Source organism: Streptomyces sp. LZ34, assembly GCF_053890475.1.
Window position 1 is genome coordinate 7742456 of record NZ_CM132680.1, and the last position, 15688, is coordinate 7758143.

Sequence of the window (15688 nt, forward strand, 5' to 3'; positions counted from 1 at the left end):
GCCAGATATGTTGATACCCCGTACGATCGGCCGGTTCAATCCGGATCGGTTTGGTCGGACGAGGTTCCTTTGAAGAAAACACACAGCGAGGACGCTGTGAGCGGGCTGGATTATTCCTCCGGTTCCGCTCCGCTCTCGTGGTGTTGCCGGGATAGCCCGGAAGCATTCACGGAGAGTTTGATCCTGGCTCAGGACGAACGCTGGCGGCGTGCTTAACACATGCAAGTCGAACGATGAACCGGCTTCGGCTGGGGATTAGTGGCGAACGGGTGAGTAACACGTGGGCAATCTGCCCTGCACTCTGGGACAAGCCCTGGAAACGGGGTCTAATACCGGATATTACCTGGTGAGGCATCTTACTGGGTGGAAAGCTCCGGCGGTGCAGGATGAGCCCGCGGCCTATCAGCTTGTTGGTGGGGTGATGGCCTACCAAGGCGACGACGGGTAGCCGGCCTGAGAGGGCGACCGGCCACACTGGGACTGAGACACGGCCCAGACTCCTACGGGAGGCAGCAGTGGGGAATATTGCACAATGGGCGAAAGCCTGATGCAGCGACGCCGCGTGAGGGATGACGGCCTTCGGGTTGTAAACCTCTTTCAGCAGGGAAGAAGCGAAAGTGACGGTACCTGCAGAAGAAGCGCCGGCTAACTACGTGCCAGCAGCCGCGGTAATACGTAGGGCGCAAGCGTTGTCCGGAATTATTGGGCGTAAAGAGCTCGTAGGCGGCTTGTCACGTCGGATGTGAAAGCCCGGGGCTTAACCCCGGGTCTGCATTCGATACGGGCAGGCTAGAGTTCGGTAGGGGAGATCGGAATTCCTGGTGTAGCGGTGAAATGCGCAGATATCAGGAGGAACACCGGTGGCGAAGGCGGATCTCTGGGCCGATACTGACGCTGAGGAGCGAAAGCGTGGGGAGCGAACAGGATTAGATACCCTGGTAGTCCACGCCGTAAACGTTGGGAACTAGGTGTGGGCGACATTCCACGTCGTCCGTGCCGCAGCTAACGCATTAAGTTCCCCGCCTGGGGAGTACGGCCGCAAGGCTAAAACTCAAAGGAATTGACGGGGGCCCGCACAAGCGGCGGAGCATGTGGCTTAATTCGACGCAACGCGAAGAACCTTACCAAGGCTTGACATACGCCGGAAACATCCAGAGATGGGTGCCCCCTTGTGGTCGGTGTACAGGTGGTGCATGGCTGTCGTCAGCTCGTGTCGTGAGATGTTGGGTTAAGTCCCGCAACGAGCGCAACCCTTGTTCTGTGTTGCCAGCATGCCTTTCGGGGTGATGGGGACTCACAGGAGACTGCCGGGGTCAACTCGGAGGAAGGTGGGGACGACGTCAAGTCATCATGCCCCTTATGTCTTGGGCTGCACACGTGCTACAATGGCCGGTACAATGAGCTGCGATACCGTGAGGTGGAGCGAATCTCAAAAAGCCGGTCTCAGTTCGGATTGGGGTCTGCAACTCGACCCCATGAAGTCGGAGTCGCTAGTAATCGCAGATCAGCATTGCTGCGGTGAATACGTTCCCGGGCCTTGTACACACCGCCCGTCACGTCACGAAAGTCGGTAACACCCGAAGCCGGTGGCCCAACCCCTTGTGGGAGGGAGTCGTCGAAGGTGGGACTGGCGATTGGGACGAAGTCGTAACAAGGTAGCCGTACCGGAAGGTGCGGCTGGATCACCTCCTTTCTAAGGAGCACATAGCCGACTGCGAGCGCATGACTCGCACGGTTGCTCATGGGTGGAACGTTGACTACTCGGCACAGTCAGGTGTGAAAGCCTCTAGTACTGCTCCTTCGGGGGCGTGGAACAGGGTTTTGATCATCGGGTTGTGTCGGGCACGCTGTTGGGTGTCTGAGGGCACGGGCGAGAGCCTGCTTCCTCATTGACGCCGGTCCCGGTGAACTGCCCTGATTGTGGGTGGGTGACGGGTGGCTGGTCGTTGCTTGAGAACTGCACAGTGGACGCGAGCATCTGTGGCCAAGTTTTTAAGGGCGCACGGTGGATGCCTTGGCACCAGGAACCGATGAAGGACGTGGGAGGCCGCGATAGGCCCCGGGGAGCTGTCAACCGAGCTTTGATCCGGGGGTGTCCGAATGGGGAAACCCGGCAGTCGTCATGGGCTGTCACCCATACCTGAACACATAGGGTATGTGGAGGGAACGCGGGGAAGTGAAACATCTCAGTACCCGCAGGAAGAGAAAACAACCGTGATTCCGGGAGTAGTGGCGAGCGAAACCGGATGAGGCTAAACCGTATGTGTGTGATACCCGGCAGGGGTTGCGCATACGGGGTTGTGGGAGTGTGCTTGATCAGTCTGCCGGCTGGTCGGAGAGTCAGAAACCGTTGTGATAGGCGAAGGGCATGCGAAAGGCCCGGCGTAGAGGGTAAGACCCCCGTAGCTGAAATCATGACGGCTCTCTTGTGTATTTCCCAAGTAGCACGGGGCCCGAGAAATCCCGTGTGAATCTGGCGGGACCACCCGCTAAGCCTAAATATTCCCTGGTGACCGATAGCGGATAGTACCGTGAGGGAATGGTGAAAAGTACCGCGGGAGCGGAGTGAAATAGTACCTGAAACCGTGTGCCTACAAGCCGTGGGAGCGTCGCGCAAGGACTTTGTTCTTGCGTCGTGACTGCGTGCCTTTTGAAGAATGAGCCTGCGAGTTTGCGGTGTGTTGCGAGGTTAACCCGTGTGGGGTAGCCGTAGCGAAAGCGAGTCCGAATAGGGCGGTTGAGTAGCGCGCCCAAGACCCGAAGCGGAGTGATCTAGCCATGGGCAGGTTGAAGCGGAGGTAAGACTTCGTGGAGGACCGAACCCACCAGGGTTGAAAACCTGGGGGATGACCTGTGGTTAGGGGTGAAAGGCCAATCAAACTCCGTGATAGCTGGTTCTCCCCGAAATGCATTTAGGTGCAGCGTCGTGTGTTTCTTGCCGGAGGTAGAGCACTGGATAGGCGATGGGCCCTACCGGGTTACTGACCTTAGCCAAACTCCGAATGCCGGTAAGTGAGAGCGCGGCAGTGAGACTGTGGGGGATAAGCTCCATGGTCGAGAGGGAAACAGCCCAGAGCATCGACTAAGGCCCCTAAGCGTGCGCTAAGTGGGAAAGGATGTGGAGTCGCAGAGACAACCAGGAGGTTGGCTTAGAAGCAGCCATCCTTGAAAGAGTGCGTAATAGCTCACTGGTCAAGTGATTCCGCGCCGACAATGTAGCGGGGCTCAAGCGTACCGCCGAAGTCGTGTCATTGCAGCATAAGGCCTAACGGCTGTTGTGATGGGTAGGGGAGCGTCGTGTGCCGGGTGAAGCAGCCGCGGAAGCGAGTTGTGGACGGTTCACGAGTGAGAATGCAGGCATGAGTAGCGATTCACACGTGGGAAACGTGTGCGCCGATTGACTAAGGGTTCCTGGGTCAAGCTGATCTGCCCAGGGTAAGTCGGGACCTAAGGCGAGGCCGACAGGCGTAGTCGATGGACAACCGGTTGATATTCCGGTACCCGCTTTGAAGCGCCAGCGCTGAACCAGGCGATGCTAAGTCCGTGAAGCCGCCCTGGATCCTTCGGGTGAAGGGGAGTGGTGGAGCCGACGGACCAGACCTGTATTAGGTGAGTGATGGGGTGACGCAGGAAGGTAGTCCAGCCCGGGCGGTGGTTGTCCCGGGGTAAGGGTGTAGCCCGAGGGGTAGGTAAATCCGTCCCTCATAAGGGGTGAGACCTGATGCCGAGCCGATTGTGGTGAAGTGGATGATCCTATGCTGTCGAGAAAAGCCTCTAGCGAGTTTCATGGCGGCCCGTACCCTAAACCGACTCAGGTGGTCAGGTAGAGAATACCGAGGCGTTCGGGTGAACTATGGTTAAGGAACTCGGCAAAATGCCCCCGTAACTTCGGGAGAAGGGGGGCCATTGCTGGTGATGAGCTTTGCGCTCGGAGCTGGTGGTGGCCGCAGAGACCAGCGAGAAGCGACTGTTTACTAAAAACACAGGTCCGTGCGAAGCCGTAAGGCGATGTATACGGACTGACGCCTGCCCGGTGCTGGAACGTTAAGGGGACCGGTTAGTCACATTTCGGTGTGGCGAAGCTGAGAACTTAAGCGCCAGTAAACGGCGGTGGTAACTATAACCATCCTAAGGTAGCGAAATTCCTTGTCGGGTAAGTTCCGACCTGCACGAATGGCGTAACGACTTCTCGACTGTCTCAACCATAGGCCCGGTGAAATTGCATTACGAGTAAAGATGCTCGTTTCGCGCAGCAGGACGGAAAGACCCCGGGACCTTTACTATAGCTTGATATTGGTGTTCGGTTCGGCTTGTGTAGGATAGGTGGGAGACTGTGAAGCTGTGACGCCAGTCATGGTGGAGTCATTGTTGAAATACCACTCTGGTCGTGCTGGATGTCTAACCTGGGTCCGTGATCCGGATCAGGGACAGTGTCTGGTGGGTAGTTTAACTGGGGCGGTTGCCTCCTAAAGAGTAACGGAGGCGCCCAAAGGTTCCCTCAGCCTGGTTGGCAATCAGGTGTTGAGTGTAAGTGCACAAGGGAGCTTGACTGTGAGACCGACGGGTCGAGCAGGGACGAAAGTCGGGACTAGTGATCCGGCGGTGGCTTGTGGAAGCGCCGTCGCTCAACGGATAAAAGGTACCCCGGGGATAACAGGCTGATCTTCCCCAAGAGTCCATATCGACGGGATGGTTTGGCACCTCGATGTCGGCTCGTCGCATCCTGGGGCTGGAGTCGGTCCCAAGGGTTGGGCTGTTCGCCCATTAAAGCGGTACGCGAGCTGGGTTTAGAACGTCGTGAGACAGTTCGGTCCCTATCCGCTGTGCGCGTAGGAGTCTTGAGAAGGGCTGTCCCTAGTACGAGAGGACCGGGACGGACGAACCTCTGGTGTGCCAGTTGTCCTGCCAAGGGCATGGCTGGTTGGCTACGTTCGGGAGGGATAACCGCTGAAAGCATCTAAGCGGGAAGCCTGCTTCGAGATGAGGGCTCCCACCCACTTGATGGGGTAAGGCTCCCAGTAGACGACTGGGTTGATAGGCCAGATATGGAAGCCGGGTGACCGGTGGAGTTGACTGGTACTAATAGGCCGAGGGCTTGTCCTCAGTTGCTCGCGTCCACTGTGTTGTTCTGAAGTAACGACCATTGAGCCCTGCGAGGGTTCTGGTTGTTTTCTTCATAGTGTTTCGGTGGTTATTGCGTTAGGGAAACGCCCGGTTACATTTCGAACCCGGAAGCTAAGCCTTTCAGCGCCGATGGTACTGCAGGGGGGACCCTGTGGGAGAGTAGGACGCCGCCGAACAATTTTTAGCCTCGGTCCCGAGTATCGAAAGATACTCGGGACCGAGGCTTTTTTATTTGTCGTGGTCCGGGCCCCCGGCGGTACGGGCGAGCTCCAGGTCGAGGGCCTCATGGCGGATGCGCTGATCCACGTAAAGGAGCGCAGTGACACCCGCGCTGATCGGCAAGGTGATGGTCGAGGCGATGACCCCGCCGATTCCGATGGTCACCAGAAATGTCCAGCTGACGGAGACGGACTCGCCGGACAGCCAGTCCATCGCATTGTCGCCGCCGACGGCCATGCCGACGATGCTGGTCGGGATCTCGACGACGGCGGAGACGACAAAGGCGATGAGAAGCGCGAGGAGCTGGATGCCGAGCATGCGCCACCATGCGCCACGTACGAGTTTGGCGGAGCGGCGCATGGCCGCGCTGAGGCCCCGCTTCTCCAGCATCAGGGCGGGCGCGGCGAGGCTGTAGCGGATCCAGAGCCACAGGGCGGCGGCCATTGCACCGAGCCCGCCCAGCAGGGCCAGCGCCGCGCCCTCGCTGTCCGCTCCGGCGGCGACGAGCAGAAGTCCCGGCGCCAGGCCGGCGGCGAAGGCGGCGGCCACGAGTGCGGGCAACAGGAGCAGCAGGCCGCACAGCTGGAGCAGGCGCGGGCGGGCGTCGCGCCACACCTCGCCGGGCGACACCGACCGCCCCAGCACGGCCCGGCCGACCACGATCGTCAGCAAGGCCGTGGTGACGATGGTGCCGAGGACTCCGGCCGCCAAGGGGACCGCGCTGCCCTCCAGGGTGTGGCCGAGGGTGCCCAGTGCCTCTCGCGCGGTCGGGCTCGGGTCGTTGTCGAGCGCGTCGAGCCCGTTCGAGTCCCGGAACCACAGTCCGGTGGCGGCCGTGGCCACGGCCTGGGTGACGAGGGCGACGACGAGGGAGACGCCGAGCGCCGGCCGCCAGTGGGCGCGCAGGGTGGACACCGCCCCGTCGAGGACCTCGCCGACGCCCAGGGGCCGTAGCGGGATCACCCCGGGCCGGGGCGCGGGCGGCGGCTGTGTCCAGCCGGCCCCCCAATGTCCGTACGAGGCAGGGCCGGCAGGACCGCCGCCCGGACCCGCCGGACCCGCCGGGCCTGTCGGCGGGGCGGGTGGCGGCGTGGGGGCGCCGCCGGAGTGCGCCCCCCAGCGCCCCGCGGGCGGTTGCCGCTCCGCCCACTTCGCGCCCCACAAGGGTCGGTCCGTCGTCCCTTGGCCGGCCACAGGGCGGTTGTCCGGCCCGGGCTGGTCGGGCAGGACGGGGTCCGGGCTCGGTTCGGCCGGGCTCTGTGCGGTCTGGTCGGCCGGGGCGCCTGGCGGCTGGGGGTGCTGGTGCGGTTCGTCGGTGGGGGACGGTCCGGGCGGTGCCCAGCCCGGAGAGTCGTTCATCGTCGCTCCGTAAGGTCGGCCCGTAAGGGCGGTCGTCGGGCTGTCGCGGGTGTGGCGGCGGCCAGTTGCCAGTCATCGTGCCACGGGGTACCCGGCCGGACGGTGGGCGTCCGGCGTGGCGAACCACTTCAATACTTGGGGTCACAGAGGGCAGACTGGACGAATGGCTGATCAGGACTCAGGGGACCGGGACACCGTCGTATCGTCCGCCGCCCTCGCCTTGCGCTGGGAGGAACCGCCGGAAGGTCCCGTGCTGGTGATCCTGGACCAGACGCGACTTCCCGCCGAAGAGGTCGAGTTGGTGTGCACCGATGTGCCGGTGCTGGTGGAGGCGATCCGCTCGCTCGCCGTCCGGGGTGCCCCGCTGCTCGGTATCGCCGGGGCCTACGGCGTCGCCCTCGCCGCGGTGCGCGGCTTCGATGTGGACGAGGCCGCCGAGTCGCTCGCGCACGCCCGGCCCACGGCCGTCAACCTCGGCTACGGGGTGCGCCGCGCCGCCGCCGCGTACCACGCGGCGGCCAAGGGCGGGGCGGACGCCGAGGGGGCCGCGGCCGCGGCCCTCGCCGAGGCTCGCGCGCTGCACCGGGAGGACGCCGAGGCCAGCGAGCGGATGGCCGAGCACGGTCTGGCCCTCCTCGGCGAACTGCTGCCCGCGGGCGGCTACCGCATCCTGACCCACTGCAACACCGGTGCGCTGGTCTCCGGCGGCGGGGGGACCGCCCTGGCCGTGGCCGCGGCGGTGCACCGCGCCGGGCAGCTGCGGCGGCTGTGGGTGGACGAGACCCGCCCGCTGCTACAGGGCGCGCGGCTGACCGCGTACGAGGCGGCCCGCGCGGGCATGGCGTACACGCTGCTCACCGACAACGCGGCGGGCTCGCTGTTCGCGGCGGGAGAGGTGGACGCGGTCCTGATCGGCGCGGACCGGATAGCCGCGGACGGCTCGGTGGCCAACAAGGTCGGCAGCTATCCGCTCGCGGTGCTGGCCCGCTACCACCATGTGCCGTTCGTCGTGGTGGCCCCGACCACCACGCTGGACCTGGCCACCCCGGACGGCGCGTCGATCGAGGTCGAGCAGCGCCCCGGGCATGAAGTGACGGACATCACAGTCCCCTATGCTCCGGCCGCGGGGGCGCAAGCGGGCACCGGGATACCGGTCGCGCCGCTGGGCACACAGGCCTACAACCCGGCTTTCGACGTCACGCCACCGGAGTTGGTGACGGCCATCGTCACCGAGGCAGGGGCCGTCTCGCCCGTCACCGCGGACGCCATCGCGGAGCTGTGCGCCAGGTCACGATCGGGTAATGGGATGATGTCGATATGAAGGGACGCGTCCTTGTCGTCGACGACGACACCGCACTGGCAGAGATGCTTGGCATCGTGCTGCGCGGCGAAGGCTTTGAACCGTCGTTCGTGTCGGACGGCGACAAGGCTCTCGCCGCTTTCCGCGAGACCAAGCCGGATCTGGTACTGCTCGACCTCATGCTCCCCGGGAGGGACGGCATCGAGGTGTGCCGGCTGATCCGGGCCGAGTCCGGGGTGCCGATCGTCATGCTGACCGCCAAGAGCGACACGGTCGATGTGGTGGTCGGGCTGGAGTCAGGAGCGGATGACTACATCGTCAAGCCGTTCAAACCGAAGGAGTTGGTGGCACGGATCCGCGCGCGGCTGCGGCGGTCGGAGGAACCGGCGCCGGAGCAGCTGGCCATCGGCGATCTGGTGATCGACGTGGCCGGCCACTCGGTGAAGCGGGACGGCCAGTCGATAGCGCTGACGCCGCTGGAGTTCGATCTGCTGGTCGCGCTGGCGCGCAAGCCGTGGCAGGTCTTCACCCGTGAGGTGCTGCTCGAGCAGGTGTGGGGCTATCGGCATGCCGCCGACACCCGGCTGGTCAATGTGCATGTGCAGCGGCTGCGCTCGAAGGTCGAGAAGGACCCGGAGCGGCCGGAGATCGTGGTGACCGTGCGCGGCGTCGGCTACAAGGCCGGGCCCAGCTGAGATGCCGGAGGTCGGCTCGGCTCCGCCCGGCGGCAGACCGGCGGGCGGAGCCCCGGAGGGCGCGCGTCCGGGGCGGCCCGTCGACCCGACGGGTGAGATTCCGCTGTTGCGGCGGTTGTGGAGCGGTGGGCATCTGCTGCCCGACGGGGCGTCGGGCGGGCCCGCGCATCCGCTGATCCGGCTGTTCGGGCGGTGGGTGCGCCGTCCGCTGCTGCCCGCTGCCCGGCTGTGGCGGCGCAATATCCAGCTGCGGGTGGTCGCGACCACCCTGCTGATGTCGCTCGGTGTGGTGCTTCTGCTCGGCCTCGTCGTCATCGGGCAGGTGCGCAACGGGCTGCTGGACGCCAAGCGTCATGCGGCGCAGGGGCAGGCCACCGGCGGGTTCCAGGTCGCCGAGCAGATGGCGGACCGCACCAGCGACAGCCGTAACGGGGACGGGGCCGACGCCGGTAGCCGCGGCGGCCAGGACGCCGGAAGCTGGCTGAACAAGCTGGTGGAGCAGCTGGCCAGTGGCGGCAAGGGCGCGTACTCGGTGGTGGCGCTCAGCTCCGCCTCGGGCGACACGCCGCGCGTCGTCAGCCGTGGGCCGCGCGTCTCCGGCGACGTCAAGCCGGACAGCGTCCCGGACGAGCTGCGCGAGAAGGTGGACGAGGGACGGACCACGACGTACGAGCGGTACGGCCGGATCCTGCACAAGGGGTCCAAGAAGTCCGAGGCCGCGCTGATCATCGGCAAGCGGCTCGACGACAACCGCGGCGATCCGTACCAGCTCTACTACCTCTTCCCGTTCACGCAGGAGGAGAAGTCGCTGAGCCTGGTGACGGGGACGCTGGCGACGGCCGGGGTGTTCGTGGTGGTGCTGCTCGGCGCCATCGCCTGGGTGGTGGTCCGGCAGGTGGTCACGCCGGTGCGGATGGCCGCCGGGATCTCCGAGCGGCTGGCAGCCGGTCTGCTGCAGGAGCGGATGAAGATCACCGGGGAGGACGACATCGCGCGCCTCGGCGAGTCGTTCAACAAGATGGCGCAGACCCTCCAGGTCAAGATCCAGCAGCTGGAGGAGCTGTCCCGGATGCAGCGCCGGTTCGTCTCGGACGTCTCCCATGAGCTGCGGACGCCGCTGACGACGGTACGGATGGCGGCGGACATCATCCATGACGCGCGCGAGGACTTCGACCCGGTCACCGCGCGCTCCGCCGAGTTGTTGTGGGGCCAGGTCGACCGGTTCGAGTCGCTGCTGTCGGACCTGCTGGAGATCAGCCGGTTCGACGCGGGCGCGGCCGCTCTGGAGGCCGAGCCGATCGATCTGCGCGATGTGGTGACCCGGGTGGTCGACGGGGCCGAACCGCTCGCCGAGGCCAAGGGCACCCGGGTCGTGGTGCGGGGTGCCGAGCAGCCGGTGATGGCGGAGGCGGACGCCCGGCGGGTGGAGCGGGTGCTGCGCAACCTCGTGGTCAACGCCGTGGAGCACGGCGAGGGCCGGGGTGTGGTCGTGCGGCTGGCCGCGGCGGGCGGGGCGGTGGCGGTCGCGGTGCGCGACTACGGCGTCGGGCTCAAGCCGGGCGAGGCGACTCGCGTCTTCAACCGCTTCTGGCGGGCCGATCCGGCGCGTGCCCGTACGACGGGTGGCACGGGCCTCGGCCTGTCGATCGCGGTGGAGGACGCGCGGCTGCACGGCGGCTGGCTACAGGCGTGGGGCGAGCCCGGCGGCGGCTCGCAGTTCCGGCTGACCCTGCCGCGTACGGCGGGCGACACGCTGCGCGGCTCGCCCATCCCGCTGGAGCCCGAGGACTCCCGGCGCAACCGGGCGTCGGGGCAGGGCGCGGCGGGGCAGGGCACGGGGGCTCAGGGCACTGGGGCTCCAGGGGCGGCTTCGCAGGGCGCGGCTTCGCGGGGCTCGGAGGAGCGGCTGGCGGCCGTACCGGCGCAGCCGAAGTCCGCGCTGTCCGGCGCCGACCTGCCGCTGCCCCCCAGCGGCAAAGGCCTCCCCACGCCGACGGCCGACCCCACGGCGCTGCCCGGCAACGGCGCCCGCGTGGTGCCCCGGGGCGCCGCGCAGGGCGGCCCGCAGCGCCAGCCGAGCCCGCAGGGCCCGCGGCCGGGTGCGGCCGATACGGCGGCCGACGCGGCACACACGACACCGACCGAACGGGAGGGCCGCCCTCGTGGGCGCTGACCGCTACCGCTTCCGCCGTACCCGCCGGCTGGGCGCGCCCGCGTTGCTCGCCTGCGGCGCGCTGCTGCTCTCCGGCTGCGCCTCGATGCCCGACAGCGGGGATGTGCGCCGGGTGGACTCCTCGCCGCGTACGGACGTCGATACGCAGGTGCGGGTGTACGGGGTGAGCCCGGGCAAGGGCGAGCAGCCCGCCGAGCTCGTCAACGGCTTCCTGGAGGCGACGACCAGCGGCGAGGAGAACCTGGCCACGGCCAAGGAGTACCTGAGCAAGGGCGCCTCCCGGCAGTGGGACCCCTTCGCCGCGACCACGGTGCTCGCACAGGCCCCGGAGGTGCGGGTGGAGGCCGATCCGGGGGACCGGGACGGCGACGGGAGGACCGTGGTGCTCTCGGGTAAGCGGATCGCCACGGTGGACGCCACGCACGCGTACCGGCCCTCTGAGGGCGACTACGTGGAGCGCGTCCATCTGTCGAAGGTGGGGTCGGAGTGGCGGATCGACCGCCTGCCGCGCGGCCTGGTGCTGGGCGAGCCGGACTTCCAGCGCATCTATGAGTCGGTCAACAAGTACTACTTTGCCGAGCTGGGCCCGGACGCCGGGAACTCGCGGGCGGGGCAGGGCGTCCTGGTCGCCGACCCGGTCTATCTGCGGCAGGGCGGCGACCCGGTCACCGCGGCCGTGAACGCCCTCCTGGACGGCCCGACGAGCTGGCTGGACCCGGTGGTCAGCACCTCTTTCCCCTCCGGTACGGAGCTGGGCCGCCGGGACGAGAAGATGACGCCGGACGACTCGAACGCGCTGAAGGTGCGGCTGAGCGACCGCGCGGCGCACGTGGGCCAGGCGCGCTGCGCCCGTATGGCGGCCCAGCTGCTGTTCACGGTCCAGGCGCTGGGGCAGTCGGCGTCGGAGGTCGGCAGCGTACGGCTGGAGCGGCAGGACGGCTCGGAGCTGTGCACGCTGTCCCGCGACGCCGCGCGCTCGTTCGCTCCGGAAGGGGTCAACGGCCGGGGGGACCATCAGTACTTCGTGGACGCCGACCACCGGGTGGTTCGGCTGTCCGACGACGCGCGGGAGCCGCAGGCCGTGCCGGGGCCGTTCGGCGAGGACGGCATCGGTCTCGGGTCGGTGGCGGTGTCCCGGGACGAGCGGCTCGCCGCGGGGGTCACCGAGGACGGCCGCTCGCTGTATGTGACCGAGCTGAACTCCGGCGTCCAGCTCGGCAAGGCGAGGCTGCGCAGTCAGGGCGGCAGCGCGGAGCACGGGCTGTCGGCGCCGAGCTGGGACGGCCTCGGCGGCCTGTGGGTGGCCGACCGCAATCCGCAGCGGCCCAAGCTGCTGCGGCTGCGCGAGGGCGAGGAGAAGGCGGACGAGGTCCAGCTGCCGGATCTGAAGGGCGGCGTGATCACGGCGCTGCGGATGTCCGCGGACGGCACCCGGATCGCGATGCTGGTCAAGCGCGCCGGGCATACGACGCTGCAGCTCGGCCGCGTCGAGCGGTGGGGCGGCGAGGCCGCCCCCGAGCTGTCGGTGCGGGGGCTGCACTCGGTCTCCCCGCGGCTGGAGGACGTGGACGCCGTGTCGTGGGCCGGGGGCAGCCGACTGGTGGTCGCGGGCCGTGAGTCGCGCGGGGTGCAGCAGCTGCAGTACGTCGGGACGGACGGCTCGCCGGCGGATGTCCCGGCCGTGCCCGGGCCGAACGGGGTGGAGGCGGTCGCGGCCTTCGAGGGCCAGAACCGGGCGTTGATCGCCGAGACGACGAACGACGGGATCGTGCGGCTGCTGCCGAACACGGACTGGACGACCGTGGCCAAGGAGGGGTCGCTTCCGGTGTATCCGGGATAACTGTCCGCGATAAACCCGACTGTCACCCGGATGGGTGTCCGTTCACCCGGATGGGCGTCGGCCACAGCGTGGTCATCCCGCAGTTATCCACAGGGTTGTCCACAGGGGTGGCGGGTCCGTGAGGGTGACGGGACAGTGGGCCCATGTGGATCTGGTGGCGGGAGATCGCCGGGCTGGTGCTGCCGGCCGGCTGCGCGGGATGCGGCCGGGCAGGCGGCGCGCTGTGCGGGCGGTGTCGCGCGGCGCTGTGCGGGGCCGGGGCGCGGCCGGTGCGGCCGAGCCCGCCCCCGCCGGGGTTGCCGCGCGTCCATGCGGCGGTGGCCTACGAGGACGAGGCCAGGGCGGTGCTGCTCGCGCACAAGGAGCGGGGGGAGCTGCGGCTGGCGGCGGCGTTGGGCGAGGCGCTGGCGGGGGCGGTGAGCGCGGCCTGTCCCTGTCCTCGCCCCCCTTCTCGGGCCTGGCCCGGCGGCGGGCGGCCGCTGCTGCTGGTGCCGGTGCCCTCGGCGCGGCGGGCGGTCGCGGCGCGCGGCCATGACCCGGCCCGGCGCATCGCGCTGACGGCAGCGGGGGTACTGCGGCGCGGCGGGCGGCCCGCGCGGGTGCTGCCGGTCCTGCGGCAGCTGCGGGCGGTGACCGATCAGGCCGGGCTGGACGCGCGGCGGCGGCTGGAGAATCTCACCGGGGCGCTGGGCGCGGCGCCCGGCTGCGGGCGGCTGCTGGCCGAGGGTCCCGTGGTGCTGGTGGACGATCTGATGACCACGGGGGCGTCGCTCGCGGAGGCGGCGCGGGCGGTGCGGGCGGCGGGCGGCCTGGTCGCCGGGGCCGCCGTCGTGGCGGCCGCGACCCGCGCGTTCCCCACGGCGGCGACGCGCGCGTTCACGACGGCCGCGGCGCCCTCGCCAAGTGGAACTGATTACGAACGCGCATCGTTGCTGATGATAAGAGGACGTAAACACCTGATCGGAGGTACGTGCCGGTAGGGGGTGCCGACTTCGGGCCGGGCGAGCTATGTTCGGTTGTGAGGAAGGGCGAGCGCTATGGCTCGCATTATCCGCTTGGCGTGCTTCGTGTGCCTTTTCGCTTTTATTGACAAGAAGGAATGGCGATCTTGGCCATCGGGGAGGAGGGGGTGAAAGCCGCCAGGCAGCAAGCTCCGGAGAAATTCCGGAGCCCAGTGCACAACGGATGAGCTCCGACTTTGACGGAGCGACCCGGGAACGGAGTTCTGCGTGGACATCGTCGTCAAGGGCCGTAAAACAGAGGTGCCCGAGCGGTTCCGGAAGCACGTGGCCGAGAAGCTGAAGCTGGACAAGATCCAGAAGCTCGACGGCAAGGTGATCAGCCTCGACGTCGAGGTGTCCAAGGAGCACAACCCCCGGCAGGCCGACCGTTGCGATCGAGTGGAGATCACCCTCCGCTCCCGCGGTCCGGTGATCCGGGCGGAGGCCGCGGCTGCCGATCCGTACGCAGCGCTTGACCTGGCAGCCGGCAAGCTGGAGGCGCGCATGCGCAAGCAGCACGACAAGCGGCACACGCGTCGTGGCAACGGCCGCATCCCCGCCAGCGACGTGGCCGTGACGGTGCCGAACGCGGCCCGCATCAACGGCTATGGGGAAATCGCCGCCCAGCGCACGCCGGAAGCCGTCCCCACCACCAGGATGGGGCCGCTGGAGGTCCAGGGCGAAGGTCCCCTGGTGGTCCGGGAGAAGACCCACGCCGCCGCCCCCATGACGCTCGACCAGGCGCTCTACGAGATGGAGCTGGTCGGGCATGACTTCTATCTGTTCGTCGACTCCGACACCGGCCAGCCCAGCGTCGTCTACCGGCGCCATGGCTATGACTACGGGGTCATCCACCTCAAGCCCGAGGCGTTCGTCGGGGAGGAGCCCGGCGGCGCCGGTGGCGCTCTGGGAGGCTGATCAGAACGGGCGGGACCGTGTGGTGGGCGTACCGCGCGGTCCCGCTGTGGTGGGGGGTCGCACCTGGGGTGATGCCCCGGTGCGTGGTCGCACCTGGCGTGATGCCCCTGAGCACCCATGCGCCCCCGGGGCACCACCGTGCGACCACGGCGGCACCACAGCGTCCTCCAGGCATGAAATCATGGCTCAGCGGCCAACCCTCGTATCGAGAAGACCGGTTGACGCCGCCGTATAGGACCATGCACAGCCAAGTGCGGACAGCAGGGGCCATGGCCTTCAGGGGGAGGAACGATGGCGGACAGCTTCGGGCCCGCGACCGATGGCGATGACCACGGTGTCGGGTCGGACAGGGGCGAGCCGCGCAAGGAGCCGATCCGGGTCCTCGTGGTGGACGACCATGCGCTCTTCCGGCGCGGCCTGGAGATCGTCCTGGCCCAGGAGGAGGACATCCAGGTCGTCGGCGAGGCGGGGGACGGCGCCGAGGCCGTGGACAAGGCGGCCGATCTGTTGCCGGACATCGTGCTGATGGATGTGCGGATGCCCAAGCGCGGCGGGATCGAGGCGTGCACCTCTATCAAGGAGGTGGCGCCGAGCGCGAAGATCATCATGCTGACGATCAGCGATGAGGAGGCGGACCTCTACGACGCGATCAAGGCGGGCGCCACCGGCTATCTGCTCAAGGAGATCTCGACCGACGAGGTGTCCACCGCGATCCGGGCGGTCGCCGACGGGCAGTCGCAGATAAGCCCGTCGATGGCGTCCAAGCTCCTCACCGAGTTCAAGTCGATGATCCAGCGCACCGACGAGCGGCGGCTGGTGCCCGCGCCCCGGCTCACCGACCGGGAGCTGGAGGTGCTCAAGCTCGTGGCCACGGGCATGAACAACCGCGACATCGCCAAGGAGCTGTTCATCAGCGAGAACACCGTGAAGAACCACGTCCGCAACATCCTGGAGAAGCTTCAGCTGCACTCCCGGATGGAGGCCGTGGTCTACGCGATGCGGGAGAAGATCCTCGAGATCAGGTGAGCGGTCGGGGCACGGTCAGGTGAGCGGTCAGAC

General features: G+C 67.4%; 8 protein-coding genes and 3 rRNA genes. 10 read left to right on the top strand and 1 reads right to left on the bottom strand.

Annotation, left to right across the window (positions count from 1 at the left end):
* The first annotated feature begins 165 nt into the window (after positions 1 to 165).
* The 3 genes from ACWY4P_RS32400 to rrf all read left to right on the top strand — a co-directional run bounded on the left by ACWY4P_RS32400 (position 166) and on the right by rrf (position 5300).
* Positions 166 to 1693, top strand: a 16S ribosomal RNA gene (locus tag ACWY4P_RS32400).
* A gap of 289 nt (positions 1694 to 1982) precedes the next feature.
* Positions 1983 to 5103: ribosomal RNA gene (locus ACWY4P_RS32405) — 23S ribosomal RNA — on the top strand.
* Positions 5104 to 5183: 80 nt separating this feature from the next.
* Positions 5184 to 5300 (top strand): 5S ribosomal RNA (gene rrf, locus ACWY4P_RS32410).
* Together the 16S, 23S and 5S rRNA genes form the textbook arrangement of a ribosomal RNA operon.
* A gap of 52 nt (positions 5301 to 5352) precedes the next feature.
* Here the strand turns inward: rrf and ACWY4P_RS32415 are convergent.
* Positions 5353 to 6702, bottom strand: a complete 1350-nt coding sequence (locus ACWY4P_RS32415) for a glycerophosphoryl diester phosphodiesterase membrane domain-containing protein (RefSeq protein WP_456204063.1) — start codon at positions 6700 to 6702, stop codon at positions 5353 to 5355.
* A gap of 163 nt (positions 6703 to 6865) precedes the next feature.
* Here ACWY4P_RS32415 and mtnA point away from each other — a divergent pair, with 163 nt between their 5' ends.
* The 7 genes from mtnA (at position 6866) to ACWY4P_RS32450 (ending at position 15655) form a co-directional block, all read left to right on the top strand.
* Positions 6866 to 8023, top strand: coding sequence for an S-methyl-5-thioribose-1-phosphate isomerase (gene mtnA, locus ACWY4P_RS32420; protein ID WP_456204064.1), 1158 nt, complete (start codon positions 6866 to 6868; stop codon positions 8021 to 8023).
* On the top strand, positions 8020 to 8697 hold the full coding sequence (mtrA, locus tag ACWY4P_RS32425; protein WP_014061181.1) for a two-component system response regulator MtrA: 678 nt from the start codon (positions 8020 to 8022) through the stop codon (positions 8695 to 8697). Before mtnA ends, mtrA begins: the two co-directional genes overlap by 4 nt.
* Position 8698: 1 nt before the next feature.
* A complete protein-coding gene (gene mtrB, locus ACWY4P_RS32430; protein ID WP_456204066.1) occupies positions 8699 to 10870 on the top strand; it encodes an MtrAB system histidine kinase MtrB in 2172 nt (723 codons plus the stop codon).
* On the top strand, positions 10860 to 12710 hold the full coding sequence (locus ACWY4P_RS32435; protein WP_456204067.1) for an LpqB family beta-propeller domain-containing protein: 1851 nt from the start codon (positions 10860 to 10862) through the stop codon (positions 12708 to 12710). Before mtrB ends, ACWY4P_RS32435 begins: the two co-directional genes overlap by 11 nt.
* A 143-nt stretch (positions 12711 to 12853) precedes the next feature.
* Positions 12854 to 13690 carry a ComF family protein gene (locus ACWY4P_RS32440; protein WP_456204068.1) on the top strand — a complete coding sequence of 279 codons (837 nt, stop codon included), beginning with the start codon at positions 12854 to 12856 and terminating at the stop codon, positions 13688 to 13690.
* Between the two features lie 249 nt (positions 13691 to 13939).
* Entirely contained in the window at positions 13940 to 14629 is a 690-nt protein-coding gene (gene hpf, locus ACWY4P_RS32445) for a ribosome hibernation-promoting factor, HPF/YfiA family (protein WP_456204069.1), read from the top strand.
* Between the two features lie 291 nt (positions 14630 to 14920).
* Positions 14921 to 15655: a response regulator gene (locus ACWY4P_RS32450; RefSeq protein WP_456204070.1), complete on the top strand. Its 735-nt coding sequence runs from the start codon at positions 14921 to 14923 to the stop codon at positions 15653 to 15655.
* Positions 15656 to 15688: the final 33 nt, after the last annotated feature.